At 67.1% G+C, this 25,175-nt stretch carries 20 protein-coding genes and 1 tRNA gene; 13 read left to right on the top strand and 8 right to left on the bottom strand.

What is annotated here, in order from left to right:
• Nucleotides 1–13: 13 nt before the first annotated feature.
• A complete protein-coding gene (locus tag ACVCL3_RS09025) occupies nucleotides 14–2,185 on the bottom strand; it encodes a DUF6600 domain-containing protein (protein ID WP_447101052.1) in 2,172 nt (723 codons plus the stop codon).
• Between the two features lie 265 nt (nucleotides 2,186–2,450).
• On the opposite strand from ACVCL3_RS09025, the gene ACVCL3_RS09020 reads away from it, so the two are divergent.
• From ACVCL3_RS09020 to ACVCL3_RS09010, 3 genes are all read left to right on the top strand, one after another.
• Nucleotides 2,451–2,524, top strand: a tRNA-Gly gene (locus ACVCL3_RS09020).
• Nucleotides 2,525–2,628: 104 nt separating this feature from the next.
• Nucleotides 2,629–4,167: a tyrosine-type recombinase/integrase gene (locus ACVCL3_RS09015; RefSeq protein WP_447101051.1), complete on the top strand. Its 1,539-nt coding sequence runs from the start codon at nucleotides 2,629–2,631 to the stop codon at nucleotides 4,165–4,167.
• A 1,432-nt stretch (nucleotides 4,168–5,599) separates the two neighbouring features.
• A complete protein-coding gene (locus tag ACVCL3_RS09010) occupies nucleotides 5,600–6,298 on the top strand; it encodes an MT-A70 family methyltransferase (RefSeq protein WP_447101050.1) in 699 nt (232 codons plus the stop codon).
• Here the strand turns inward: ACVCL3_RS09010 and ACVCL3_RS09005 are convergent.
• The 4 genes from ACVCL3_RS09005 to ACVCL3_RS08990 all read right to left on the bottom strand — a co-directional run bounded on the left by ACVCL3_RS09005 (nucleotide 6,270) and on the right by ACVCL3_RS08990 (nucleotide 10,989).
• The gene (locus tag ACVCL3_RS09005) at nucleotides 6,270–6,857 is read right to left on the bottom strand and encodes a BglII/BstYI family type II restriction endonuclease (protein ID WP_447101049.1); all 588 of its coding nucleotides are present in this window, start codon (nucleotides 6,855–6,857) and stop codon (nucleotides 6,270–6,272) included. The genes ACVCL3_RS09010 and ACVCL3_RS09005 overlap by 29 nt on opposite strands.
• Before the next feature lie 126 nt (nucleotides 6,858–6,983).
• Nucleotides 6,984–10,352 carry a MobF family relaxase gene (mobF, locus tag ACVCL3_RS09000; protein ID WP_447101048.1) on the bottom strand — a complete coding sequence of 1,123 codons (3,369 nt, stop codon included), beginning with the start codon at nucleotides 10,350–10,352 and terminating at the stop codon, nucleotides 6,984–6,986.
• A 3-nt stretch (nucleotides 10,353–10,355) separates the two neighbouring features.
• Entirely contained in the window at nucleotides 10,356–10,616 is a 261-nt protein-coding gene (locus tag ACVCL3_RS08995) for a hypothetical protein (protein WP_447101047.1), read from the bottom strand.
• Between the two features lie 103 nt (nucleotides 10,617–10,719).
• Nucleotides 10,720–10,989, bottom strand: coding sequence for a hypothetical protein (locus ACVCL3_RS08990; RefSeq protein ID WP_447101046.1), 270 nt, complete (start codon nucleotides 10,987–10,989; stop codon nucleotides 10,720–10,722).
• A 34-nt stretch (nucleotides 10,990–11,023) separates the two neighbouring features.
• On the opposite strand from ACVCL3_RS08990, the gene ACVCL3_RS08985 reads away from it, so the two are divergent.
• The 5 genes from ACVCL3_RS08985 to ACVCL3_RS08965 all read left to right on the top strand — a co-directional run bounded on the left by ACVCL3_RS08985 (nucleotide 11,024) and on the right by ACVCL3_RS08965 (nucleotide 15,297).
• The gene (locus ACVCL3_RS08985) at nucleotides 11,024–11,368 is read left to right on the top strand and encodes a hypothetical protein (protein WP_447101045.1); all 345 of its coding nucleotides are present in this window, start codon (nucleotides 11,024–11,026) and stop codon (nucleotides 11,366–11,368) included.
• A 201-nt stretch (nucleotides 11,369–11,569) separates the two neighbouring features.
• Nucleotides 11,570–12,046 carry an ATP-dependent zinc protease family protein gene (locus ACVCL3_RS08980; protein ID WP_447101044.1) on the top strand — a complete coding sequence of 159 codons (477 nt, stop codon included), beginning with the start codon at nucleotides 11,570–11,572 and terminating at the stop codon, nucleotides 12,044–12,046.
• On the top strand, nucleotides 12,043–12,930 hold the full coding sequence (gene rimK / locus ACVCL3_RS08975; RefSeq protein ID WP_447097401.1) for a 30S ribosomal protein S6--L-glutamate ligase: 888 nt from the start codon (nucleotides 12,043–12,045) through the stop codon (nucleotides 12,928–12,930). Before ACVCL3_RS08980 ends, rimK begins: the two co-directional genes overlap by 4 nt.
• A gap of 413 nt (nucleotides 12,931–13,343) precedes the next feature.
• Nucleotides 13,344–14,030: a response regulator transcription factor gene (locus ACVCL3_RS08970; protein WP_395116067.1), complete on the top strand. Its 687-nt coding sequence runs from the start codon at nucleotides 13,344–13,346 to the stop codon at nucleotides 14,028–14,030.
• Entirely contained in the window at nucleotides 14,014–15,297 is a 1,284-nt protein-coding gene (locus ACVCL3_RS08965) for a sensor histidine kinase (protein ID WP_395116069.1), read from the top strand. The genes ACVCL3_RS08970 and ACVCL3_RS08965 overlap by 17 nt, the downstream gene beginning before the upstream one ends.
• A 41-nt stretch (nucleotides 15,298–15,338) precedes the next feature.
• Here the strand turns inward: ACVCL3_RS08965 and dinB are convergent, their stop codons facing one another.
• The 3 genes from dinB to ACVCL3_RS08950 form a co-directional block, all read right to left on the bottom strand.
• Complete coding sequence (gene dinB, locus ACVCL3_RS08960) at nucleotides 15,339–16,424, bottom strand: DNA polymerase IV (protein WP_395116072.1); 1,086 nt, start codon at nucleotides 16,422–16,424, stop codon at nucleotides 15,339–15,341.
• Between the two features lie 61 nt (nucleotides 16,425–16,485).
• Complete coding sequence (locus tag ACVCL3_RS08955) at nucleotides 16,486–17,802, bottom strand: hypothetical protein (RefSeq protein ID WP_447101043.1); 1,317 nt, start codon at nucleotides 17,800–17,802, stop codon at nucleotides 16,486–16,488.
• Between the two features lie 25 nt (nucleotides 17,803–17,827).
• Nucleotides 17,828–18,742 carry an ATP-grasp domain-containing protein gene (locus tag ACVCL3_RS08950; protein WP_447101042.1) on the bottom strand — a complete coding sequence of 305 codons (915 nt, stop codon included), beginning with the start codon at nucleotides 18,740–18,742 and terminating at the stop codon, nucleotides 17,828–17,830.
• 93 nt (nucleotides 18,743–18,835) lie between these two features.
• Between ACVCL3_RS08950 and ACVCL3_RS08945 the strand changes: the two genes are divergently transcribed.
• The 5 genes from ACVCL3_RS08945 to ACVCL3_RS08925 all read left to right on the top strand — a co-directional run bounded on the left by ACVCL3_RS08945 (nucleotide 18,836) and on the right by ACVCL3_RS08925 (nucleotide 25,154).
• Nucleotides 18,836–20,173: an APC family permease gene (locus ACVCL3_RS08945; RefSeq protein WP_395116078.1), complete on the top strand. Its 1,338-nt coding sequence runs from the start codon at nucleotides 18,836–18,838 to the stop codon at nucleotides 20,171–20,173.
• A 33-nt stretch (nucleotides 20,174–20,206) separates the two neighbouring features.
• On the top strand, nucleotides 20,207–22,342 hold the full coding sequence (locus ACVCL3_RS08940) for a beta-agarase (protein WP_447101041.1): 2,136 nt from the start codon (nucleotides 20,207–20,209) through the stop codon (nucleotides 22,340–22,342).
• Nucleotides 22,343–22,437: 95 nt separating this feature from the next.
• Nucleotides 22,438–23,064 (top strand): OmpH family outer membrane protein, encoded by a 627-nt coding sequence (locus ACVCL3_RS08935; RefSeq protein ID WP_395116082.1) that lies wholly within the window; start codon nucleotides 22,438–22,440, stop codon nucleotides 23,062–23,064.
• Nucleotides 23,065–23,131: 67 nt separating this feature from the next.
• On the top strand, nucleotides 23,132–24,058 hold the full coding sequence (locus tag ACVCL3_RS08930) for a M14 family metallopeptidase (protein ID WP_447101040.1): 927 nt from the start codon (nucleotides 23,132–23,134) through the stop codon (nucleotides 24,056–24,058).
• 328 nt (nucleotides 24,059–24,386) lie between these two features.
• Nucleotides 24,387–25,154, top strand: coding sequence for a TerC family protein (locus ACVCL3_RS08925; RefSeq protein WP_447097395.1), 768 nt, complete (start codon nucleotides 24,387–24,389; stop codon nucleotides 25,152–25,154).
• Nucleotides 25,155–25,175 lie beyond the last annotated feature (21 nt).

The raw sequence follows: 25,175 nt of genomic DNA, 5'->3' as shown, positions 1-25,175 counted from the left end.
TCATCGGGTCAGCTCAGCGCTGGTGATCCTTGCGGGGGTCGGCTTGCCGCAAGCGTTGCGCGTCGGCGCGCGCCGGCGGCGGCGCCTCGCGCCGCGGCGGCGGCGTGTAGCGCGGTGTCGGCGCGGGCGGCGGCGCCTGTCGCTGCATCGGCTGCGGCCGTGGTTGCTCGCGCGTGAACGTGGGGCGGGCGATCTCGCGCGGTTGCTCGCGATTGAAGGTCGGGCGGGCGATCTCGCGCGGTTGTTCGCGATTGAAGGTCGGGCGGGCGACTTCGCGCGGTTGCTCGCGCTCGAAGTTGGGGCGGCTCATCTGCGCACGCTCGATGCGCGACTCGGGACGCGCGCGCGGCGGGTTGTCCACCGACTCCGGCATGCGGGCGCGGCGTTCCGGCATGGCCTGCCCGTCGGCATCGGCGCGGCGGATCGGCGCCACCCGCGGCAGCGAGGGTTCGCTGCGCGCGGCCGGGCTGATGTAGCTGACCCCGGGTCGCGGCATCGCCGCCGATTCATCGCGCCGACGCTCCTGCGGGTGGGCGTAGCGTGCCGAGCGCAGTTCCTCGCGCGGCATCGGCGTGGCGCGGTTCACGCGCTCGGGTACCGGCAGCGTGGCGGCGTCGTCAGCGCGGCGCGCCGGCAGCCGGGGCCGATCGGCGACCGCCGTCGCGGACATCTCGGCGCGGCGGGGATTCAGCACGCGCACATTCGATACCGGTCGCGGCTGCACTCGCCCGTCGCCTGGCCGGTGGGCGAGCTCGGCGGCCACCATGGGCGGCGCGCGGCGGGCGACCACCTCGCGCTGGAAGCCGCCGGTGGGCAGCTGGCGCACGTGCCCGCTGCGCTGGTCGATCGCGTTGCGCGGCAGCGGACGGATCATGTCGACGCCACGCGGTGCCACCCGGGTCGACGCCAGCCGGGCCGGATCGAGCTTGACCTGGTGGCGCTGCACGCCGGCACCGGCGGCAAACTCGCGTGCCGACATCGCGGTAATGCCTCGCGGCGCGTAGCGGTTGGCGTAGTGCTCGTCGAATGGCCGGTTGTTGCGGTAGCGGTCGTAATGGCTGGCGACGCGATCGTCGACGATCACGCGGGTGATGTGCCGGGTCACGCGGATGTTGTTGACGTTGACCCGGCGGTAGTAGTCGCGATCGCAGCGGTACCACGGGTTGTAGACCTCGCCCGGACCGAGCGGGAACCAGCCGACCGGACCACTGCCGATGCCCACCGAGAAACCGCCGCCGCCGATGAAGGCGACCAGTGCCGGTGCGTAGATCGGCCGCGCGTAACGCGGCCCGGGGATCCAGCCCCAGCCGCGATGGGTGTGCGCCCAGCGGCCGTAGTGGTACGGCGCGTAGCCCCAGGGCATGGCGTCGATCCAGGTCCAGCCCCACGGCGCGATGTAGGCCCAGTGGCCGTCACGGTAAGGCGCCCAGCCCACGGCGACGTTGCTCGGATACCACACGGCGCCGTAGTCGCTGTCGTCCTGCCATTCGCCGTACTGGTCCAGGTCCTGGTAGCCGACCACCTCGGGCGAGACGTACTGGCCGCTGCGCGACTGCGCATAGCGCTGGTCGCGCTGGTCCACCCAGGCGTCGAAATCGTCGCCGCCGTCGATGTCGCTGATCGCGATGGCGGCCAGGTCGGAGTCGACGAAGCGGTAGCTGCGCCCGGCGAACACGTCGCGCTGCGTGTTGTTCTCGCCGTACACGGTGGCCTTGCCGTCGAACACGGTGACGCGGGTGGCGCCGCGGTCGATATCCACGCGTACGCGGCCGGGCTGGTCGATCACCAGCGCCACCGTCGGCGTGTCGATCTCGTAGCTCTGGCCCTGCTCGAGCTGGCGCACACTGAGGCTCAGCGTGCCTTGGGTCAGTTCGATCTGCGCCAGTTGCTCGTCCAGGTCGAGCAGGCCCATGTCGGTGCGCTGGTCGAGCCGCAGCGTGGCGCCGCCCAGTTCCAGCTCGGCGCGCGCGTCGTCGCCGCTGGAGAGCTTGTCGCCGGTGGTCAGCGGGCGGTTGACGCTGGCGTCGCTCCAGTCGCGGGCACCGGCCGGCAGCAGGCCGAGGTCGCCGCTGGACCATGACAGCCGCGCCACCCGGCTCGGCGGCGCGTAGCCGTCGTCGCCAGCGGCTGTCTGCGCATGGGCGGTGCCGATGCCGGCGAGCAGCAGGCCGAGCGCGAGCAACACGGCATGTCGCGAAGGTGAAGCGAACAGTCTGGCCAAGATCCGCATGACGGTCTCCCCTGTGAACGGTGGGCGCCGGTGCCCGATGCGGGGGCGCATCGGCGGTCGCGTGTGGATTATGTGCATGGACAACGTTAGGCCAACCTTAGGCGCAGACGCGGCGACCGCCGCCGGTTCAGCCGCCGGCCATTCGCGGTTAAGCCGCCATTGGGCCGCGCCGGCAGTTCCAAAGCACGCGGCGCACGGGTTACCATGCGCCGACCCACCGGCGGGTGTAGCTCAATGGTAGAGCTGTAGCTTCCCAAGCTACTGACGAGGGTTCGATTCCCTTCACCCGCTCCACTCGACTAAAAGTTCGTGCGTAAGCGCATGATAAATAAAGTATTTTAGTCAAGTAGCGGAAAGCCTCAAGCGACCCTTCAAGGTATCGTTTGAGGTATCACGCCATGCCGTCCCCGTTGTTTCTCGCACGGCCTTCCGGTCTCTATGTGCGCTTCTTTGTGCCTGCCGACCTGCGCCCCGTCGTCGGCTCTCGCTTCCTTGTTCGTCCGCTTCATGCGCCTGCCGGTGATGCTGCGCGGCTGGTCGCCGCGTCGATGGCCGTGGCACTATCAGGCGCATTCAAAGCACTGCGCCAGGGGATGGTTGTGGACCTAAAGAAAGCATTGGAAGCAGCGGCGGCAGCAGGCCGCCGCGACCTCACGCTAGAGCGCGAACGCCTGCCAGATGGCACGGTGCGAGAGAGTTGGAAAATGGACACGGCCGATGATGTCCGGCTTTATCGGCAAGCGCGCGCCGATGATTTGGAGTCCATCGGAAAAATCGACATTCCAACCTTATCCGCCGCGCCGGCTCCATCGACGCCCGTGCGTGAAGTGCCTTGGTTGTCGCTGGCTATAGACGCGCACACCTCCGACCTGGCCCAAGCCGGGCGGAACTCAAAAACAGTGATGGAGAGCCGGCACACCCTGAAAATATTTCTGGGGGTGGTCGGTGATTTTCCGGTGAGCGACTTGACGGAAAAACATATCCGCGCCTTCAATGAAGCTATTCGGGTTTGGCCGAGCAACGCGACCAAGCGCGACCCTTACCGGGGGAAATCCGTTAGCCAAGTGCTTGCTTTGGCGAAGGCGAACCGCGAGCCGGTGCCGGCCGCCGCCACACTCAACAAGCACCGGCAACGCCTGGCCGTTTTCCTCAACAGCCTTGAGCGTGCGAAACATATCGGGGTGAGCCCCTTGCGCGGGTTGCCTCGCCCGGCGGGCGCTGGCGGCCCTCTTGAAACCGGCCGCCCGTTCACGCCGGAAGAGTTGCGGGCCACCTTTGACCCGTCCAGTTTCGACCCGTGGGCGGCGAAGTATCCCCATCGCTTTTGGGGGCCGTTGCTTGGCCTCTACTCCGGCGCACGCGTGAACGAAATCGCGCAGTTGTATACCGGCGACATCACGGAAGAAGAAGGCGTCTGGGGTCTCCACATCGCCGCCCGTTTTCCAAACCAGAAACTGAAGAATCCGGCGTCGCTTCGGTTCGTGCCACTCGCCCAGCCCATTCTGGACGCCGGGTTTCTGGTGTTCGTCGAAGAAGTGAAAACCGCCGGCCATCCGCGCCTGTTTCCAGACCTGCCCGCCACCGGAGACCTGGGCTATGGGCGGCAGTTGTCGAAGCAGTTCCGGGCGTATCTGCTGGCCCTCGGGATTGATGAGGCGGGCATGGGGTTCCACGCGTTCCGCCATACCTTCATCAACACCCTGACCAGAGCGGGACTTTCAGAACTTGAGATTTCGCGACTGACGGGGCACACGGTCAACGGGTCGGTGATGGCAAAACACTACATCGACCCGCCGACCCTGCCCGAGCGCGTGGCCGCCCTCGCCAAGTTCGCGCCGCCGGTGATGTTGCCGACTTACATGCCGGGCCAGTTTGCGCGAGCGTTGAAAGCGGTGCGGAAAGAGGCGTCGCCGCTGCGCAAGCGCACAAAAAAATAGAGCCCTGACGGGCTCTATTGGTGAGAGAGGACAATGACGGGCATTTCTAATTTCTAAGCCACCCATAGGGCGGTGAACATCGTCGAGCGGCCTCCACGCCCAGACATTAACGCGCCTGTTCGGCTTGTCAACCCTCCGGGGTGCGCTTGTTTTTTCGCGCTCGTTTGGCGGCGCCTTGACGGGCTCCGCGCGTGCGTTTTCTCGCGTCGTTGAGAAGTTTGTTAGCCGCTTGGGTAGCGGCGCGTTGCTGTCGTTTGTCCATCCCCAGTTTCTACAACACCGGCGCGAAAGCGCAAGACCCTGCCGTTTACCCCCGGAGGGACCGCCGGGCGCAGCCCGGCAGCAGGCGGACGGCGAAGCCGGACGCGCTCTTGCTGTTGGTGTCCAGCGGAAACCGTCAAGCGCTTTTCCCGGACGCGGACACACGGGAATCAATGGCCCGGTTTCCTCCGGGCGCAGCTCTCCCAGTCGTTAAGCCTGCGACTCGTTTTTCTCGACCCAGACGCCTCGTTTTGCGTAGCCGATGGCCGCCGGCGTTTTCCGCTCATGCGCGCCGCGTTTTGCGTTGTCGCTGGCGCTTGGGGCCGGAAAGCCTTGTCGCGGCCCTCGCACCCTATGGGGGCGCACCGGCGCGCCCCCATGCCCCCGCCGCCGGTGGTCGTCTCCTCCGCCTTCGGCGTCCTCGTCGCCACCGGCCTAGGCTTCCCTTATCGGCCTCCTTCTCTGAAAAACCGTTGACGCTTTCCTTTTTGGGAAACCGTCGCCGCTTTTCGTGCGCGGAAACCGTCAAGCGCTTTTCCCGGACGCGGGCACACGGGCCCCGCCCGGCTGGGTGGTGGTTGCTTGAGATTGGCGGCCTTCGTCTGTAGTGCCTTGCGGCTGAAGGTGTGCCCGAAGCAATGCGACGCCTCGGGTCTAGCGTGGTTCACAGCGTCGCCGCTGCTGCCCCTGGTCCACGCACCCGACAGGTTCATTTGTCGGGGTCTCTATCAGGCTGCGGCTGTAGCCAGCATTCGCCGGCGACTTCTCGCCAGCCTAGGTTGCGCGGGTGCTCTACACCATTCCCGCAGTCCCCAGTTGCCGCGCGCTTGCCCGTGAGGGCTGACCGTGAGAATCGTTTGTCGGGGTTGAATCCGAACCCGCCTAGCACTGTCGCGCAGGCCCATCGAGAAAGACAACGGGAGAGCGGGCTTAGAGGGTTGCGCTTCTGCTTCGGCTTGTTAATCTGGCCTCATGGGGCCAGCGCCTGGGCGTGTAGTCGATTCCTACTTTGCTCGCCCTCGCGTCTAGTCAACGCGGGGGCCTTCCAAAGACATTAGACGCGCGGGCTTGGAAGTCAATACCGCCCCGCTTCTTTGAGTCGTTGCGTGCTTCGCGGTTGCGCTCGATAGGGGTTTCAGGGGACGATGGCAGATCTTTTTCTGCCGCCCTGATGAAATCCCCTACTGTGTCTAAAGATCTTGCCGAACAGGCCGCGAAAGAACTGAAGAAACTGGCTCACGCCAAGCCGTTTAAGACGGTCCTCGCGGATCCGCCTTGGCGATTTCAGAACCGCACGGGCAAGATGGCGCCCGAGCACAAGCGCCTGAGCCGCTACGGCACCATGAGCCTGGACGAAATCAAGGCGTTGCCGGTGGCTGACATCGTCGCCGACACCGCGCACCTGTATCTGTGGGTGCCTAACGCGCTGTTGCCTGAAGGGTTGGAGGTGCTGAAGGCGTGGGGCTTCTCCTATAAGTCCAACATCGTCTGGCACAAGATCCGCAAGGACGGCGGCCCCGATGGGCGCGGGGTAGGATTCTACTTCCGCAACGTTTCGGAGCTGCTGCTGTTCGGGGTGCGGGGCAAGAACGCGCGCACGCTCGACCCCGGCCGCACACAGGTCAATTTCCTGGCGACGCAAAAGCGCGAGCACTCGCGCAAGCCTGACGAACAATATCCGCTGATTGAATCGTGTAGTCCTGGCCCGTTCTTGGAGATGTTCGCGCGCGGTCCCCGTAAGGGCTGGAGCGTATGGGGCAACCAGTCGGATGACTACGCGCCCACTTGGAACACCTACTCCAACCACTCTCAAGCGGAGCGATTGGAAGCGGAAAAGCCGGTCAGTCCTGGACGTAAAGCCGGTCGCTAATCCCGAACACCAAGATAGGACAGCCACCACCACCGCCGCCCTCAATGCGCGGCAAGAGTTTCGCCATGTGGGTGGTGCTTTGGCCGTAGGAACTGCCTTTCCCCAAGTCGTTGAAAATGGCTTGTAGGCCGCTGCTTCGGGTGATGATGACGCCGACGCTAATCGCCCGCAGGTCAAACAACAGGCGGAAGTTGTTTAGGTCCCGGTCGTAGAACGGGTCTTTGTTGTTCCATTCGATTTCAACAGCGACCCGGTTTTTGAAGCAATCCACTTTGTGCGTGGGGCTGTCCATCGTGTGCTCGTCCACGCGGATCTGCGTCTCAAACTTCTTTTCGACCCAGCCGCGCCGGGTGAACTCGCTATCAATCCAGCCCGCGATATCCGACTTCCGCCCGCCGGGGGCTAACACCTGGCTCCGGTAGAGGCGGAAACCGTTCAACACGCGTTGAATGTCGGCGAACTCGGCGGGGAAATCAGCTGCCAGGATGGCGGTGGCGTGCCTCCATTCGTGGACTTCGTAATGCGTGTGGATGAACGGGGAAAGGTTGTCTAAAGGCATGGCGTCAATCCGTTGAGGTGCCTGGATCCTAGTCAGCATTGACCTATTTGCATAGCCGCGCGTCCGCCGCCCAGAGCAACGGCAACAACAAGAGCGCTGATGGGGATAAATCCCCGGAAAGAGCGGCTAACGCCCCATGCCAAACCCACGCGGCCGCCTGGGTGCCTGGAATGGGGTTTGTTGTTGCTGGTGTGCCTGCCGCTGGCCCTGCGGTTGCCGTTGCTCCGGCCCCAGCGCGTGGCTCGTTGGCGGCGACCAGGACGCGCACGCCTTTTCCAGCACTGCGTCCAGTTCGGCCGCCCGCTTCACTGCCTGCTGTTCGGGCGTGAGGTTTTCCCAAGCGTGGCCCTCCGTCATCCGCCGCGTATCGGCTCGTGCGCCTTTCAATGCTTCGTCAGCGGCCGCGATGGCGGCCACGGCTTTCGCCATCGTCTTTTTCATATTGGGGAGGGCGGCTAAAATTTTTGCCTCTCGCATGGCGGCCGCGTCCAGTTCGGCCTGTGCCTCGGGTGCCGATACGGCGGCCCGTGCCGCCGCCGCTTTGGCCTTCTGCTCCTTCTTGCTCATCATTCCTAAAGTGGATTTGAACGGGTGGCGTTCCTGGAAGTCGGCCCAGTCTTTTATGCGGGTTTTTCGACGAACCAGCGCCGCCGCTGCCTCCGTTATCTCCTCGCGGACATGCTTCAGTTCGGCCGCCTGCGCCTTGATGTTCTCGGACAGGTCGGCTGCGTCTTTCCTCGCCGTTGCTAGTGCTTTCTTTGCGGCCTCCACTGCCACCGTTGCGGCTTCCCGTTCCTGGGCTTGCCGTGCTTCTCTCTCTTGCTGTGCCGTGTCCAGGACGACAACGGGCGACGGCTGGCCCGCCGCTTGTTGTTGTCCCGCCCGCTCGCGGGCAAGCGTTTGAGCCCGCCGCCGTGCCAGCAAGTCAACGACGACACCGCCCAGCGCGGCCGCCTGCTCTTTGCTTATGTTTTGGGCTTCCTCGATGGCGGGAACAGGGGCAAGCATTTCGGCCGCGTTCTGCTTGAGCTGCCAACCGTCCAGCGCTGTCTCCAATCTTTCCAGCCCGTTCGCCGTGCTGAAGGCGTGGAGCTGTTTCTTGGTTCGTGTGAACGCGACCAACGCTAAATGGCGGTCGGCGTTGCCGCCTTCGGCGTGCCAGTAAACGCTCTCTTTGCCTTGGCCCTGCGCCTTGTGGACGGTGCCGGCGTAGCCGTGGTCCAGCGCCTTATATTTGGTCGTGTCCACCACCACCCGCCGGCCATCCCTGCCGGGAATATCGCTCTCCAAGCGGACGGTTAAGCGGTGGCCTTTCTTGTGGGCTTGGATTTGCTCGACTACGCCCACGCTGCCATTGCTGACGCCTAGCCGCTTGTCGCGCAGGCCAAAGCGCAGACGGTCGCCGGTGGCTACGTCCAGCGCGCGGGTTTCGTCTTTCAGTGTGCCGGCGACTTCCACCGGCTGCGCGTCTTGAAGTTCGCCGCGCGCTTTCAAGCCGCCTCGGATTGCGCTGGTCAGGGCGCGGGCCGCCGCGTTCGTCGGGGCAATAACCAACTTCTCACGGGTCGGCGTGGGGTCGGCCAGGTAGGCGCTGACCAGCGCCGCCCGCGCTTCTTGGGTGGTGGCCAGCTCGCGCAGTTGGCCGCGCTCCACCATCTGCCCGACGATTTCCGCCCCGGTGGCCTTGCCGTAAAAAGCGGCGGCTAGTTCACGGTCGGGGCCTTCTTGCTGCCGGCGAATCTCGGTTAGTTTTGCGTCGCCTATGGCTTCCTGTGCCAGTCGAAAAGGTGCGCCAGCTTCGACGGGTTGGAGCTGTAAGGCGTCGCCGACCAGCACCAGTTTGGCCCCGGCCGCGTCAATGTAGTTCTGAAGTTTGGCGATGGTTTTCGCGCCGACCATGCCGGCCTCATCAACTAGGACCACATCGCGCGCTGTGAGTGTGGTTTTCTTCGCGCCCAGCGCCCACAAGAGCGCCGCCGTTGAGTGCGTTTCTAGACCGGTTTCGGCGGCCAGTTTGTCCGCAGCGTCCCACGCGGCGCACGCCCCGATAACCCGCTGGCCGTTGGCTTGAAAGGCCTTGATGTAAGCGCCGGCGGTGGCGGTCTTGCCGGTGCCGGCGCGGCCCGTGAGGCAGGCCACGCCGCCCGTTTCCTGGGCGACCCATCGAACGGCCCGGCGCTGCTCGTCGTTGAGGCTAAAACCTTTGTCGGCTTCGTGGGCGGCTATGGCGGCGTCTACCTTGCTGCCATCGACCCGCACGGCCAAATCATCAGCGCGGGCGACGGCTCGGGCCGTAATGCCTTGCTCCAGGTCGTGCTGTGCCTGCGACGCCCAGCGCGGCCGCCCTTGGCGGTCGGCGGTGAGTTCCAGTAGGTCATTGCGGGCTAGGAAGGTGTCGGCCTCGGCCAGAACGCCAGCGGCTCCCAGTTCGACGCCGCGTTCTTTCGCCAGGGCGTCAATCAGTGCCGCCTTGCTCCAGCCGCTTTCATGCGCGTGAAGGTGCTCCAAAATCTGCGCGTCGCTGCGGGCTTCCAGCCGCTGGCCGGGGGCCTGGCGCAAATCGGCCGCCGATTGCCACGCCACCACGCCGCGCGCTCGCAGGTCGTCCAGTTCGTGGGCGGTCTGCTCCATGATTCGGGCGGCGTCGGGTTCGCCGCCTTCCTTGCCTTGGCGGGTTCGTAAACAAGCCTCCTGCGCGCTGGCCCCGTGCTCGTCCATGTAGTCCTCAATCTGTCGGCGGCGGGTAGAAAAGTGCTTTAGGGCGTCCTGACCAATACCGGCCACCCGGTGCCAGGTCTGCCCGGTTTCTCGGCCGTCCCGGTCCAGCTCGCGCTGGCTGTCGATGTGGTAGCCCATATCCAGCAGGCCCCGCGCCATCTCGGCGCGGTAGAGCGCGCCAGCGGCGTGCTTGTGGCTCTCGAACGCTTCGGCGTCGAAAGTGGACCACTTGCCATCTGACCCAAGGGCCAAGTTCGCCAAGCAAAAATGGCTGTGGAGTTGGGCCTGAAGCTCACGGCTGGAAAAATGGTCAACGCGGGCCATGACCAGCCCAGCAACGCCGACGCTCCGTTCTCCGGCGTGCCCGCGCCGGGCTTTGAGTTCGCCTTGGAGAAAACTAACAGCGGCCTCGCTGGCGCGGTGGTGGATGTCCAGCAACTGCTCCCGCTCCGCCGGGCTGACCTCGGCGAACAGAAGGGAAATGGATTTATCGGCGGAGAAGGTCAAGTCATGGCCTAACCGTCGGTTGTCGCGCCCGGCGTTCTGGGTCAGTTTCGTTTCACCGTCCGGGGCGTAGCCCTCAAGCAGTCGGCTCAAGGTTTGAACATCGGCCAGGCCGCCGACTTCAAGGCCCAGCGCCTCGGCCCCTTGCCCTAGCCATTGAACGCGGCTCTGCTGTTCGCCTTCGCGGCCGATGTAATATTCACTGGCAAAGAGGTAGCGCGCCGCTTGCGTCGCGCCACCGCCTTTCCTCGTCAGCTCGATGTGCGAAAGCACGGGTTAGGCTTCCGGCCCCAGCGCGCGGCCCAGCGTGTCAATCAGGCCCTGAACGGCGGCGGCTTGCTTCGCTGCTATCGCCTCGCTGCGCTCCACACCGGCGCGCACTTCGGCGCGGATGCCTGCACGGCCTTCCTCGTCGTCTGCGGCGCGTTCAAGCGCCCGGCGGCAATAACGCCCCAGCGTCAAGCCTTGCGCTTTGGCGCGCTTTTTTAGCGTGCTGTGGTCGCCATCGGCGACACGAATAGAAACGACCTTTGACATGGCTCCCCCGTGATTATTTATCTCCCTATCAGTCAAACAGAAATGGGAGAGTTGGCAAGGGGGTATCTGTAAACACCTCTAAAGCCTTATGGAGTTTGGCTTTTCAGCATTTTCCACAAGAAAATGTATACACCTTGAAAGCGCCGCCAAAGCCTTGCCACGCAATGGTTTCAAGGCTTTCCGGCCATACACCAGCCGAAACCGTAGGTGAGGCTGGTGTATGGGTTCCTTGCTCTTTTCTTATGGGCGACATTTCCAGCGGCTTTTCATTGGAAGTTTCGCGCGACACTTGTCTAATAAACTGCGCTCTATGTTTTTCGCGCTGACTTAATCCATTGCGGACCCCTTGCGCCATCTCCTTTTTTTGTTTCAATCAGGACAGGCTAACGAATAAAGGAGCGCACGAAATGACAACCACTACCGCCACCGAAACCAAAAAACAGAAACTCGACGCCCGCGCCGCCACCCTCAAAAAGGCCCGCGCTCGCCTTCGTCAAACCCAGCGCCAAGAACAAGCCGCGCGCCTCCGAAAGCTTGGGGAAGTGTTGGAAGCGGCGGCCGGTCAGAAACTGGCGGCGGCGGATGTGGAGGGGCTGGGCCGTGTGATGGCTTTGGCGGCTTCGGCTTCGCTCACCCCTGCGGAAGTCCTGGGCGTGCTGGTCATCATCCGGGACAAGTTGGCGGGCGCGGATAGCGAGCGAACACGCCAACAAATCGCCGCCGCTGCTGCCGCCCACCTAACAGCACCATAACCGCCGTTCCGTCAAGAATGGCGGCCTAATATTGCCTCGTGGTATCTTCTAAAGGTATCGCCTGAGGTATCGTTTTCTCGGCTCCAAAACTTGGCTAAACCCTTGTGTGTCAAGGCCTCGGCGGGTTCTGGGATGTTGTGAATTCGATTCCCTTCACCCGCTCCACTCCCCGATCCCGCGATTTGCGAACTGTCTCGAACCATGGCGGATCCGATCGCTGCACGGCTGGTGATCCTGGGTTGGCGCGAGCGACTCGCCCTGCCGGCGTTGGGTATCGCGCGGCTCAAGGCCAAGCTCGATACCGGGGCGCGCAGCAGCTCGTTGCATGTCGACACGCTGGAACCGTTCCGGCGCGACGGCGAGGTGTGGCTGCGCTTCTCGCTGCATCCCGGACGACGCACACCGGTGGTGCACGCCGAGGCCCGCGCCGTGGACCGGCGCATGGTCACCGACACCGGCGGGCGCCGCTCCGAGCGCTGGTTCATCCGCAGTGAGGTGGAGCTGGCGGGGACGCGCTTCAGCGTTGACATCAACCTCACCGATCGCCGCCATATGCTGTTTCCGCTGCTGCTCGGGCGCACCGCGCTGGCCGGGCGTTTCGTCGTCGACCCCTCGCTTTCCTATACCCAACCCTCGCCGTGGCCGACACCCGCCACGGACGTCGCGAGCCCCGCATGAAGATCGCCATCCTGTCGCGCAACACCCGGCTGTATTCGACCAAGCGCCTGGTCGAGGCGGCCCGCGAGCGCGGCCACGTGGTGCGCGTGCTCGATCCGCTGCGCTGCTACGTGCGCATCGCGCCCGGCGCGGTGGCGATCCGCTACAACGGCAAGCCGCTGCGCGACATTGACGCGGTGATTCCGCGCATCGGCACCTCCACCACGTTCTACGGCACCGCGGTGCTGCGCCAGCTGGAGATGATGGGCGTGTACACGCCCAACCCGTCCGATGCGGTGCTGCGCGCGCGCGACAAGCTGCGCTGCCTGCAGATCCTCGCCGCGCAGGGTATCGACATGCCGGTCACCGTGTTCGGCGACAACCCGGACGACACCGCCGACGTGCTGGCCCTGCTCGGCGAGCCGCCGCACGTGATCAAGCTCAACGAAGGCAGCCAGGGCACCGGCGTGGTGCTGGCGGAGAAGCGCAGCGGCTCGCAGAGCGTGATCGAGGCGTTCCGTGGCCTGTACGCGAATTTCCTGGTGCAGGAGTTCATCGCCGAGGCGAACGGGAGCGACATCCGCTGCTTCGTGGTCGGCAGGAAAGTGGTTGCAGCGATGCAGCGCGAGGCCAGCCCGGGCGATTTCCGCGCCAACCTGCACCGCGGCGGCAGCGCCGTGGCGGCGAACCTGAGCGCGGAGGAGAAGCGCCTCGCGGTCAAGGCCGCCGCCGCGCTGGGCCTGGGCATCGCCGGCGTCGACCTGCTGCGCTCCCGGCGCGGCCCGCTGCTGCTGGAGGTCAACGCCTCGCCCGGACTCGAAGGCATCGAGGCTGCCTCCGGTGTCGACGTGGCCGGTGCGATCGTGGGTCATCTCGAACGGCACGTGGCCCGGCGCGGGAGTTAACCGGCATCTAACCTGTATCTCGCTATAAGTTCCGCGTTGTCTGTCGGCGGGTGAGCCCGTGATGGATGGCAGGTGATGGTAGCGGGGCAGTTGTTTGGGTCCAGGTGGGCGACGGCGAGTCGTGCATCTGGGCCTTTTTCTTGGAGAATCCGGGAATCAGGCGCCGGTGTGCCGGATCCGCGTCCGGCCATCGGATCACTGCTCCGGCGTTGCCTCAACTCGGGCATCGGGCAATTGCTCCATGCATTGCCTCAACTCGGGCATCCATGCCCCCGCCATGCCCTCGCCATGCTCTGGCCGTGTCCTCGCCATGGCCGGGAGATTGAAAGTCGCCATCTTTCAGCGCCGCGTTCACGCAAGCTTGTTAAGCTGGCAATCCCACCGGCCCGGCGCCGGTTGTGCAGGAGTGGCACATGCGCGTATTGGTGATAGAAGACAACAGCGACATCGCCACCAACATCGGCGATTACCTGGAGGACCGCGGCAACGTGGTCGATTTCGCCGGCGACGGCGTGACCGGACTGCACCTGGCGGTGGTGCACGATTTCGACGTGATCGTGCTGGATCTGACCCTGCCCGGCATGGATGGCCTGGAGGTGGCGCGCAAGCTGCGCCACGAGGCGCACAAGCAGACCCCGATCCTGATGCTAACCGCGCGCGATGCGCTGGAACAGAAGCTCACCGGCTTCGAGTCCGGCGCCGACGATTACATGACCAAGCCGTTCGCGCTGCAGGAGCTGGCTGCGCGGCTGGAGGTGCTGGCGCGCCGCGGCAAGGGCCCGCAGAGCCGCGTGCTGAAGGTGGCCGACCTTACCTTCAACCTCGACACGCTCACCGTGAATCGCGAGGGCAAGTCGATCCAGTTGAACCCGATCGGCCTGAAGCTGTTGCAGGCGCTGATGGAAGCGAGCCCGTCGGTGGTCACCCGGCAGGACCTGGAGCAGCGCGTGTGGGGCGAGGAGTTGCCCGATTCCGACTCCCTGCGCGTGCACATCCACGGCCTGCGCGCGGCGATCGACAAGCCGTTCGGCAAGCCGCTTATCCACACGCGGCACGGCATTGGCTACCGCATGGTCGAGCCGGATGCAGTCCAGGCGTAAGCTTCGTTACCGCTTGATCGTCTCCTTCGCGCTGTTCGGCTTCGGCCTCAGCGCGTTGTTTGCCGTGGCCTCGCTGTACGTGCGCGCCAAGGTGGAGGATCAACTGGTGGTGTCGGCGCTGCAGCACGACGTGGACCAGGCGGTCGACAAGGTGATCGCGCACCCCGACCAGCAGGCCAGCTCCGAACTGATCGACGCCTGGTTGTGGAGTGACCGCACCATCTACAAGGCACCGCTGGATTGGCAGGGGCTTTCCACCGGTGTCTACGACATGAACGACGTGGACGAACAGGGTCGCCCCCGGCACTACAAGCTGGCGGTGCGGCGCAAGGACGGCATCATAGGTTTCGTGCGCTACGACGTGAGTCGCGAGGAACTGGGCAAGCGTCAACTCATCACCGCGCTGGTGCTCGTGGTGTTCCTGTTCAGCGTGCTCTCGCTGGCGATCGGCGTGTGGCTGTCGCGCAAGGTGCTCAAGCCGGTCAGCGAACTGGCCAACCGCCTGCGCGATTTCCGCAGGGCCGGCAAGGCCGAGCCGCTGGCGCCGCATTTCGCCGACGACGAGGTGGGCGAGCTGGCGCATGCGCTGGACGAGTATTCGGCGCGGCTCACCGCGATGGTCGAGCGCGACCGCGAGTTCAACTCCGACGTCAGCCATGAACTGCGCACGCCACTGGCGGTGATCGCCAGCACCACCGAGCTGCTGCAGGGTTCGCCCGACCTCACGCCCAAGCTGGCCGAACGGCTCAAGCGGATCGAGCGCGCCTCGCGCCAGGCCACCGAGCTGATCGAGGCGCTGCTGCTGCTGTCGCGCGCCGAACGGCGCGGCCCCACCCGCGGCGAGACCACCGACGTCGGCAAGGTCGCCGCCGACGTGATCGAGAGCCAGCGCCCGCAGATGCGCGGCAAGCCGCTGACGATCGAGCTGGACGTGCGCGGCGCGGTCAGCGTCAACGCGCCGGCCTCGGTGCTGGCGGTGGCGCTGACCAACCTGATCGGCAACGCGATCAAGTACACGCTGGAGGGCAGCGTGCAGGTGGTGGTCGGCGATGGCGGCGTCGAGGTGATCGACACCGGCCCGGGGATCAAGCCGGAGGAAGCCGAGCGCTTGTTCCAGCGCGGCGTGCGCGGGGAGGGCGCCGGCGGCAGCGGCGCCGGCCTGGGCCTGGCGATCGTGCGCCGCCTGTGCGAACTGTATGGCTGGGATGTCGCGATGCGCCCGCGCACCGACGCCAACGGCGCGATCGCCAGCATCGCGTTCTCCTAGGCGCAACCCCCGCGATCCCGTTAACCGCTCCCGCGTGCGGGTCAGGACGTGGCGGTGTCGAACAGGTCCGTCTGTGCCTGGTAGCTGTCGCGGTCGACGAAACCGGCGAGCCCCACGCCGACCAGCCGATAGCGCGTGGTCGTCGGGCGTTCCACGCGCTCGCGCAACGTGCAGGCGATCTCGCCCAGCTCGCGTGCCGAACGTGGCCGCTGCGGCGGTGTGAGGCTGCGGGTCAGGGTGTGGAAGTCGGCCGTTTTCAGTTTCAGCACGACGGTGCGGGCGACCCGTTCGCGTTCGCGCTGATAGCCGCTCCACGCCTTGTCGGCCAGGCGGCGAATGTGCGGCTCCAGCTCGTCCAGCGGCAAGTCGTGCTCGAAGGTGTCCTCGGCGGAGATCTGCAGCGTGGGTCGCTCCGGCTGCACGGGATGCTCGTCGATGCCGTGGGCCAACTCGTGCAGGCGCCGGCCCCAACGCCCGAAACGCAACTCGAGCGTGGCGACGGCGAGCGCGCGCAACTCCCCCACGGTGGCGATGCCCAGCGCGGCGAGCTTGCCCTCCATCACCTTGCCCACGCCGGGCAGGCGACCCACCGGCAGCGGCGTGAGGAAGTCCAGCACCTGGCGCGGGCGGATCACGCACAGGCCGTCGGGCTTGTTCCAGTCCGAGGCGATCTTGGCCAGGAACTTGTTCGGCGCCACGCCGGCGGAGGCGGTCAGTGCGGTCTCTGCGCGGATCGCCGTGCGGATCGCCTCGGCGGTGGCGGTGGCCGAGGGCAGCGCGGTTTTCGTGGTGGTGACGTCGAGGTAGGCCTCGTCCAGCGACAGCGGCTCGATCAGGTCGGTGTGGCGGGCGAAGATCTCGCGGATCTGTCGCGACACCGCCTTGTAGCGCACGAAGTCCGGCGGCACGAACACCAGCTGCGGACACAGGCGTTCGGCGCTGATCGCCGGCATCGCCGAGCGCACACCGAACACGCGCGCCTCGTAGCTGGCCGCGCACACCACCGAGCGCGCGCCGCGCCAGGCCACCGCCACCGGCTTGCCGCGCAACGCGGGATCATCGCGCTGCTCCACCGAGGCGTAGAACGCATCCATGTCGATGTGCAGGATTTTCCGCGGGGCGGACATCTGGGGAGCGCGGCCTGGCGTGCTGGGGGCCTTGGCATTGTACGCAGCCTCGCCCGGGCGTTCAGCGCCAGAACGGGATCACGTACTCGTCGATCGGGTCGCGTTCCGGCTTGCGGCCGGGCGCGGGTGGCGCGTTGGCCACCCGCAGTTCGTGGCGGCCGGGCGCGAGCGGGCGCACGTCGATCATCGCCACCAGCGCCGGCCGTCGTGCCCGCGCGTCGCTGCCGGTTTCGTAGCGCAGGCCGGCCACGGGCTTGCCGTCCAGGGTCACCGCGTGCAGCTTGCCCAGGCAGTCGAGCGTGTGTTCGGCGCGGGCTTGCGCTTCTGTCATGTCGAGCCCCGCCGCGCACTGCCGCCGCAGGGCCGCAGCGTCGCGGCCGGGCTGGTAGGGCACGACCAGCCGGAGATACGGCGAGTCGATGACGGCGCTCTGGATGTAGGGCACGGCAGGGTCGCGGATCAGGTCGCGCTGGTCGTCGTAGTAGGCGGCATTGATCGCATGGCTGCCGTTGGCAAGGTACGGGAAGGCCGCGTACTCGCCCAATCGGTAGGGAGAGCCCGAAGGCAGCAGGGTCAGCGCCCCGAAGATCGCCGTGGGCGCGACGATCAGCCAGACGAGCAGCACGAAGCGGACTTCGCCGATGCGGCTGGAGACCAGCAACCAGACGTACTGGGTGCGGCCGACGCCGATTCGCGCGTAGAACCGCAAGGTCGCCCCCAGAACGCGCCGCAGCCAGCCTGTCGGCGCCAGCCGGCTGCCGAACCGGCGATCGATCAGGTGCGCCACCAGGAACGGAAGCATCACCGCGGCAAAGACGGGGAGCACGAAGTCGAACAGGTCGACGCGGAGGTCGAACGCCCGCTGCAGCGTTCCGGTGACGCCGAACACGACGCTGGCGACGAGACAGATCACCAGCAGCAGGATGCCAAGCATCACGCCCAGCGCGAATACCACCGTGGCGCGATTGTCCGCGCGCTCGATGCCGATGCCGGCCGGCGCCAGGCGCTGCTGTTCCAGGGCGCGTCGCACCGGGCCCATGCGCAGGCGTTCCCAATGCACGCCTTCGGGGAACACCGAGTGCAGGCCGACCAGGGCGATCCACTGCGCGCGCAGGATCAGGTGCAGGGTGAAGGTGATCGCCAGGATCAGCGCCGCCGATTTCAGGTAGACGAACACGGTGATGAGCGCCGCCACCGTGGCCTCGTTGAAGCGCGGAATCAGCGCATACATGCGATCGTCCAGCCAGCCCGGCAGCTGCAGCATGGCGAATACCGCCACGCCGGAGATCAGCAGTTCGACCTCCCAGGTCGGCGTGGTGTGGCGAGGCAGCGCATCGGCTTCCTGCACGGACTCGGTGGACGGATCGTTGACGGTCATGCAGCAAGGTTTCCGGTGGTTGGCTTCAATGGCTGGGCGAAGATAGCGCGGCACGCCGAAGCGCAGGATGGTTGGCCAGCAGGTGCGCGAAGCGCTCGGCCGCCTGCGGTTGCCCGGCGAGGAACAGCGACGGTTCGATCAGCTCCAGTTCCATCAGCACGAAACGCCCGCCGCTGACCACGCCATCCACCCGCGCATACGCCGGCATGTCGTGGCCTGCCACGGCGAGCGTAGCCAGGGCGCGTCCGGCAGCGGCGCGCGCGGCGGCATCGGGCACTGCCGGTTCGCTGCGACCGCCGTGCTCTTCCTGCACGCGGTAGTCGCCGGCGGCGGGGTACTTGATGACCGCATGGCTGTACTCACCGCCGAAATACAGCAGCGACCACTCGCCGGCGCCGGCGATTTCGGAAAGGTACGGCTGCACCAGGTAATCCAGCGCCGTCGGCAACTGCGCCACGGACGCGGCGAACGCATCGTCGCCGACCTCGCCACGCAGGGTCTGCCACGCGCCGCCGCTGATCGTCGGCTTGACCACCACCGACGCGCCGGGCATCGACGCCAGCACGCGCGCCAGTTCGCTGCCGTGCGCCAGCCGGGTCGGGATGGTCGCCACGCCCAGGCGCGCGAGTTCGAACAGGTAGCGCTTGTCGCTGTTCCAGCGCAGCAGGCGGCTGTCGTTCAACATGGCGACGCCGAGCCGGTCGAGGCGATCCAGCCATTGCCCGAACGCCGCGGGGTGCTTGTGGTAGTCCCAGATCGTGCGGATCAGCACGAGGTCGAATGCCGACCAGTCGACCTGCGCGTCGTTCCACACGCACACCGTCGGCGGTACGCCGAGTTGCGCCAGCGTGGCGGCGAGGTGCGCGTCGTCCGGGTCGATCCAGGGGCGCGCGGTACAGGTGGCGAGGGCGAGTCGGGCGGGGTGATCGGGCAACGGCATCGGCGCAATCTAGCAGCGCTGGCCGGCGTTGCGCGCGGTCCCGTGCCAGACGGGACTGGTGAAAGCGTCCCCGACAATGGCAAGGTAGCCGGCGTGCTGACCGAACCCGCCAATGCCTACGCCCGCCGCCTGAACACCTGGGACGCCGCGATGATCGTCATCGGCGGCGTCATCGGTGCGGGCATTTTCCTCACCCCGTCGACGGTGGCGCGGCATACGTCATCGGGCGTCGAACTGCTGATCCTGTGGGCGATCGGCGGCGGACTGACCCTGGCCGGCGTGCTGTGCTACGCCGAACTGGGTGCGCGGCGGCCGCAGGCGGGCGGCATCTACGTCTACCTGCGCGAGGCGTTCGGCCTGATGCCGGCGTTCCTGTTCGGCTGGACGATGGCGCTGATCAACTATCCCGGCAGCGTGGCGGCAGTGGCGACGATGTTCGCCGAATACCTGTGCAGCGCGCTGGGGCTTGGCGGGCAGGGTTACGTGAAGCCGGTGGCGGTGGGCGCGATCGTGTTCATCGTGGGCATCAACCTGTTCGGCATTCGCGCCGGCGCCTGGCTGCAGAACGTGTTCACCGTGCTCAAGCTGCTGGCGATCGCGCTGCTGGTGATCACCGGCCTGGTGCTGGCGCACGAACACCTGGGCGTGGCGCTGATCGGCCAGCCGGCCACGCCAGCCTCGCCGTGGGCGTTCGCCGGTGCGCTGCTGCCGGTGCTGTTTTCCTATGGCGGATTCCACTACCTCAACGACCTGGCCGGGGAGGTGCGCAATCCGCAGCGCACCCTGCCGCGCGCGTTGGGCATGGGCATGACCGGCGTGGTGATCTGCTACCTGCTGGCCAACTGCGCCTATCTCTCCGGCCTGGGGCATGCCGGCCTCGCCGCCAGCGACGCGCCGGCGGCGGACCTGCTGCGCCGCCTGTTCGGCGAGCGCGGCGCCACCGTGATCGCGGTCGGCATCGCCTGCTCCACCTTCGGTTATTGCGCGATCGCGGTTGCCGGTGGTGCGCGCGTGCTGCAGACGATGGGTGCCGACGGGGTGTTCTTCCGCGCCGCGGGGCGGGTCGACCCGCGCACCCGTGCACCGCAGGTGGCGCTGGCCGTGCTCGGGGCGTGGGCGGTGGTGCTGGCGCTGTCCGGCACCTTCGGCCAGCTGCTCAACTACACCACGGTCGGCGAGTGGCTGGGCCACGTGTTCGGCATCGGCACGCTGTTCTGGTACCGCAAGCATTTCATCGACGAGCCGGCGCCGTACCGGGTGCCGTTCTACCCGTTGCTGCCGCTGATCTTCGTCGTCACCGTGTTCGGCGTGATCGTCGCCAGCGCGATCCACGCGCCGCGCGATGCCGGCATGAGCCTGGTCATCATCGCGCTGGGCGTGCCGGTGTACTACGGCTGGCAGCGCTGGGTGCGCCGGCATCCGCTGGCGTAGGCTGGCGGCGGGTTGCTGCCGGCGGGGACGCCGATGAACGTGCGTGTGTGGATGGCTTGCTTCGGCCTGGCCCTGCTGGGCGCCGGCCATGCCGCGGGCATGGATGCGGCGCGCCGCGAGGTCGTCGGCACCCTCCAGCTGGAGCAGGTGCGACGGGTAGGCGGTGTCGAGCATGCCGCCGACGGCGTGGCCCAGCGCCGCTACACCTTCGCATCGGCGGCGCAGCCGTCGATCGTGCTCGTGCCGCGCAGCGGGACGTGGGACTGGTCGGACCAGGGCGAGCTGCACCTGCGCGTGCAGAACGCGATGCCGTGGGCGGTCACGCTCGATGTGGAGATCGACAGCGCCGGCCGGCGCCTGCAGGCGCGCGTGGGCTTGCCGCCGGGACCGGCGCAGACGCTGGTGGTGCCGCTGCGCGCCAGCTCGCCGCGCGCGCAGGGCATGCAGGTCGGCCCGCCGATGCCGTTCGATGATGGTGGTCACAAGGTGTTGCTGGCGACCACCGTGCGTGGCGCGCTGGACCGGCGCCGCGTGCAAGCCATCCGCCTCGGCATCCCCTCGCCGCAAGCGGAACAGACACTGCTGCTCGGCGGCATCAGCACGCGGCCGGGTGAGCCGACCGTGCACGCGGCCTACGCCGGCATCGTCGATCGTTACGGGCAATCCACCCGCGCGCAGTGGCCGGAGAAGATCGGCTCCGATGCCGCGTTGCGCGCGGCGGTGCACGCGGATGCGGGCAGCGCAACCCCGGCCGCCGATGCCTACGGTGGACAGCCAGGCCAGACGCTGGATCGCACGGGCTGGTTCCACGTGCAAAAGCGGGGCGGTCGCTGGTGGCTGGTGACGCCCGACGGCCACGCGTTCTTCTCGCTGGGCGTCAATGCGGTCAACGCCGGCGGCGGGCGCAGCTACGTGGAGAGTCGCGAGTTCATGTTCGACGACCTGCCGCCCGATCGCGGCGAATGGGCGGCCTTTTACGGACGCGGCGACAGCCGGCGCCCGGGCGAGGGCGCCAGCCAGGGCATCGCGTACAACCACGGCCGCTGGTTCGATTTCTACGCAGCCAATCTCCACCGGATCGACGGCAGCGACTGGCTGGCCGCCTGGCGCAAGCGCACGCTGGATCGGTTGCAGGCCTGGGGCTTCAACACCCTCGGCAACTGGAGCGATGCCGCGCTGGGTGCCGCGCATCGCCTGCCGTATACGCGTTCGATCAACATCGCCGGCGACTATGCCGACGTCGCCAGCGGCTACGACTACTGGGGCCGCATGCCCGATCCGTTCGACCCGCGCTTTGCCGCCGCCACCGAGGCGGCGGTAGCGAAGGCCAGCGCGGGTGTGACCGACGATCCGTGGCTGCTCGGCTACTTCGCCGACAACGAGCTGGCGTGGGCCGGCGAAGGGCCGCAAGGGCGTTGGGGATTGGCGCGGGGCACGCTCGCCGGCGACGCGCGAAGCCCGGCCAAGCAGGCTTTCGTCGCGATGCTGCGCCAGCAGTACGCCACGCCGCAGGCGCTGGGTGAAGCCTGGGGCATCGAGCTGCGTTCATGGGATGCGCTGCAGGCCACCGGCTATGCGGCGCCGGCGCCGAACGAGGCGTATCCGGCACTCGCCCGCGACTACGGCCACTGGCTGCGCCGCTACGCCGACGCCTATTTCCGCATCGTGGCCACGGCGCTCCGCCGCCACGATCCGCATCACCTGTTTCTGGGCGGACGCTTCGCGGTGTACACGCCCGAGGCCGTCGCCGCCTGCGCGCGGTATTGCGACGTGGTCAGCTTCAACGCCTATGCCGACCTGCCGCAGCATCACGTCGACATGGCGTTGATGCGGACGCTGGATCGGCCGGTGCTGCTCGGCGAATTCCATTTCGGATCGAACGACCGCGGCCCGTTCGGTGCGGGCGTGGTGCCGGTGGCCGACGAGGCCGCACGCGGCGCGGCCTACGCGCGCTATCTCGCCGCCGCCACGACGAACCCGCTGGTGGTCGGCGCGCACTGGTTCGAGTACGCCGATCAGCCGCTCGCCGGTCGTCTGCTCGACGGCGAGAACAGCCACATCGGCCTGGTCGGCATCACCGACATTCCGTTCGACGGCTTCGTGCGGGCGGTGCGTGCAGCCAACCGGAGCGTGGCGGCGCCGCCGCGGGGCGCCCCGAACGGGCGCTGAATCGCGACGCGCGCGCGATCGGCTATGCTGGGGAACCACGCAGCCGGCATGTGGTCGGCTGAACTCGTGACCTCAATTCATCCGGAACCGCCACCATGAACCTGCCTCGTCTCACGCTCGCTGCCGCGCTCGCCCTCGCCACCGGTTTGTCCGTCGTTCCCGTCCAGGGGGCGCACGCCCAGAGCGCGCAAGCCGCCGACGAGCTCGGCGGCAACGCGGTGGCCGGCGTGTGCATGCTCTCGCGCGAGGCCGTGTTCGCGCAGTCCAAGGTCGGCAAGGCCGCCAGCGAGCGGCTGGGCCAGTTGGCCGAGCAGGCGAACAGCCAGTTGTCGAACCAGCGCAAGCCGCTGGATGCGGACATCCAGGCCTTCCAGCAAAAGGCCGCCTCGCTCACCGAGGACCAGCGCAAGCAGCAGGGCGCGGCGCTGCAGCAGCGCATGCAGACCTTCCAGTCGCAGGCCGGCGAGCAGAACGAGCGCATCCAGCTCACCCGCGCCAAGGTGATGCAGCGGATCGGCCAGGAAGCGCAGCCGGTGGTTGCCGCCAGCTACAAGAAGCACCAGTGCGGCCTGTTGCTCAACCGCGACGCGGTGCTCGGCGGCAACACCAGCAACGACCTGACCAGCGACGTCGTGCAGGGTCTGGACGCCAAGCTCACCACGATCAGCTTCAACCTCGAACCGCTGCCGGCCAAGGGTGCCGCGAACGGCGGCGCGAAGTAAGCGTCCCCAGGTCATCGGGACCGGCGGCGCGGCCGCCGGCTTCCCGTCGTCCACGCACGGAACCACGATGAACCAGTCCAGCTTCTATCCCGTAGGCACGGCGCTCCAGCCCTGGGGCGAGGCCGAACGCGAGACATGGCGCTCGCGCCAGCGCGTGCAGCGCAGCTACGCGGATGACGTGTTGCGCCGGATCGACGCGCTGCGCGCGCACTGGGCGGTGGCACCGTACGGTGAGCTGGCCTATCCCGACGCACGCCATCCGCTGTACGCCCTGCGCAGTGCATTCTGGCGCGACGAGCTGCCGGTGATGCTGGTCACCGGCGGCGTCCACGGCTACGAAACCAGTGGCGTGCACGGTGCGCTGCAATTCGCCGAGCAGCATGCGGCAGACCTCGCCGGCCGGGCCAACCTGCTGGTGGTGCCGTGCGTGAGCCCGTGGGGCTACGAACGCATCCAGCGCTGGAATGCTGCTGCGCTCGATCCCAACCGCTCGTTCCATGCGCACAGCCCGGCACAGGAATCGGCCGCGCTGATGGCGCTGGTGGCGCCGCTGCGCGAGCGCGTGCTGATGCACATCGATCTGCACGAAACTACCGACAGCGACGAGGCCGAGTTCCGCCCGGCCTTGGCGGCCCGCGACGGCAAGCCGTTCGAACCCGGCACGATTCCCGATGGCTTCTACCTGTGCGCCGACAGCGCGCAGCCGCAGCCCGCGTTCCAGCAGGCGATCATTGCCGCGGTGGCCAAGGTCACCCATATCGCGCCGGCCGACCCCGACGGCACCATCATCGGCTCGCCGGTGGTGGCGCATGGCGTGATCGAATACGACTACGGCCGGCTCGGCCTGTGCGCCGGCATCACCGCCGCGCCGTTCAAGACCACCACCGAGGTCTACCCCGACAGCCCGCGCGCCACGCCCGCGCAATGCAACGACGCCCAGGTGGCGGCGGTGGTGGCAGCGATCGACTTTGCGCTGGCGCATCCGGCCGGTTGACGCCGGCCGCCCGGCGTGGTCACGCGCCGAGGCTGTGCTAGCATCGACCGCTGAAGGGGAGTAGCTCCCGATCGCTGTCGCCGTCATGACGGGCCTTGCGCCCCGGTGCAGCAGCAAATGGCACAGCCATTTGCGAGCAAGACCTTCGCCGTCCCACGGCGAAGGTGCGTCCTGCAAAGATGCCTTTCCGCCGTGGCCCCAGAGCCTCACCGGAGCATCAACCCGCCCTTTGGCGTCCAGAACCCATCGTGAAGCGCGCTTGCGCGCCTTCGCCGTTTCCGCGGGCCAGGATGCTTTCCGGCCGGCGCCCCTTCGATAGAGACCACCCATGGAACAACTGGCCAACCCCGAAATCTGGATCGCCCTCGCCACGCTGACCGCGCTCGAGCTGGTGCTGGGCATCGACAACATCATTTTCATCTCGATCCTGGCCGGCAAGCTGCCGCCGGAACGACGCGACAAGGCGCGGCGCCTGGGCATCATGCTGGCGGCCGTGTCGCGGCTGGGCCTGTTGCTGGCGATTGCCTGGATCGTCGGACTCACCGCGCCGCTGTTCGAGCTGTTCGGCCACGCGTTCTCGTGGCGCGACCTGATCCTGATCGGCGGCGGCCTGTTCCTGATCGGCAAGGCGACCCACGAGATCCACCAGAAGCTGGAGGGCGCCACCGAGCACGTCAGCACCGGCGGCGCGGCCGCGGCGACGGCCACCTTCGGCGGCGTGATCGTGCAGATCATGCTGCTGGACATCGTGTTCTCGCTGGACTCGATCATCACCGCGGTGGGCATGGTCGATCAGCGCTGGGTGATGGTCACCGCGATCCTGGCCTCGATCGTGTTCATGCTGATGTTCGCCAGGCCGCTGGGCGAGTTCGTCGAGCGCCACCCCACGGTCAAGGTGCTGGCGTTGAGCTTCCTGATCATGATCGGCCTGGTGCTGATGGCGGACGGCTTCGGCCAGCACATTCCGAAGGGCTACGTGTACGCGGCGATGGCGTTCTCGGTGTTCGTGGAGCTGATCAACCTGGCGATCCGCCGGCGCACGCAGCGCCCGGTGGCGCCGGTGGCGCTGCACGAAAAGTACGCACCGGGCGAGTAGCGGCACAGGCACGAAAAAAAA

It is taken from the genome of Rhodanobacter sp. UC4437_H4, from assembly GCF_052978425.1.
Note: the sequence above shows the minus strand (reverse complement) of the source record. Positions and strands in the feature narration are given on the sequence as shown.

Coding starts and splice junctions, on each gene's coding strand:
- ACVCL3_RS08985 (WP_447101045.1), top strand. CDS start 11,024: ATGACAACCACTACCGCCACCGAAACCAAAAAACAGAAACTCGACGCC.
- ACVCL3_RS08965 (WP_395116069.1), top strand. CDS start 14,014: ATGCAGTCCAGGCGTAAGCTTCGTTACCGCTTGATCGTCTCCTTCGCG.
- ACVCL3_RS08930 (WP_447101040.1), top strand. CDS start 23,132: ATGAACCAGTCCAGCTTCTATCCCGTAGGCACGGCGCTCCAGCCCTGG.
- ACVCL3_RS08955 (WP_447101043.1), bottom strand. CDS start 17,802: ATGACCGTCAACGATCCGTCCACCGAGTCCGTGCAGGAAGCCGATGCG.
- ACVCL3_RS08970 (WP_395116067.1), top strand. CDS start 13,344: ATGCGCGTATTGGTGATAGAAGACAACAGCGACATCGCCACCAACATC.
- ACVCL3_RS08940 (WP_447101041.1), top strand. CDS start 20,207: ATGAACGTGCGTGTGTGGATGGCTTGCTTCGGCCTGGCCCTGCTGGGC.
- ACVCL3_RS08980 (WP_447101044.1), top strand. CDS start 11,570: ATGGCGGATCCGATCGCTGCACGGCTGGTGATCCTGGGTTGGCGCGAG.
- ACVCL3_RS09010 (WP_447101050.1), top strand. CDS start 5,600: ATGAAATCCCCTACTGTGTCTAAAGATCTTGCCGAACAGGCCGCGAAA.
- ACVCL3_RS09005 (WP_447101049.1), bottom strand. CDS start 6,857: ATGCCTTTAGACAACCTTTCCCCGTTCATCCACACGCATTACGAAGTC.
- ACVCL3_RS09015 (WP_447101051.1), top strand. CDS start 2,629: ATGCCGTCCCCGTTGTTTCTCGCACGGCCTTCCGGTCTCTATGTGCGC.
- ACVCL3_RS08950 (WP_447101042.1), bottom strand. CDS start 18,742: ATGCCGTTGCCCGATCACCCCGCCCGACTCGCCCTCGCCACCTGTACC.
- ACVCL3_RS08925 (WP_447097395.1), top strand. CDS start 24,387: ATGGAACAACTGGCCAACCCCGAAATCTGGATCGCCCTCGCCACGCTG.
- dinB (WP_395116072.1), bottom strand. CDS start 16,424: ATGTCCGCCCCGCGGAAAATCCTGCACATCGACATGGATGCGTTCTAC.
- rimK (WP_447097401.1), top strand. CDS start 12,043: ATGAAGATCGCCATCCTGTCGCGCAACACCCGGCTGTATTCGACCAAG.
- ACVCL3_RS08995 (WP_447101047.1), bottom strand. CDS start 10,616: ATGTCAAAGGTCGTTTCTATTCGTGTCGCCGATGGCGACCACAGCACG.
- ACVCL3_RS08935 (WP_395116082.1), top strand. CDS start 22,438: ATGAACCTGCCTCGTCTCACGCTCGCTGCCGCGCTCGCCCTCGCCACC.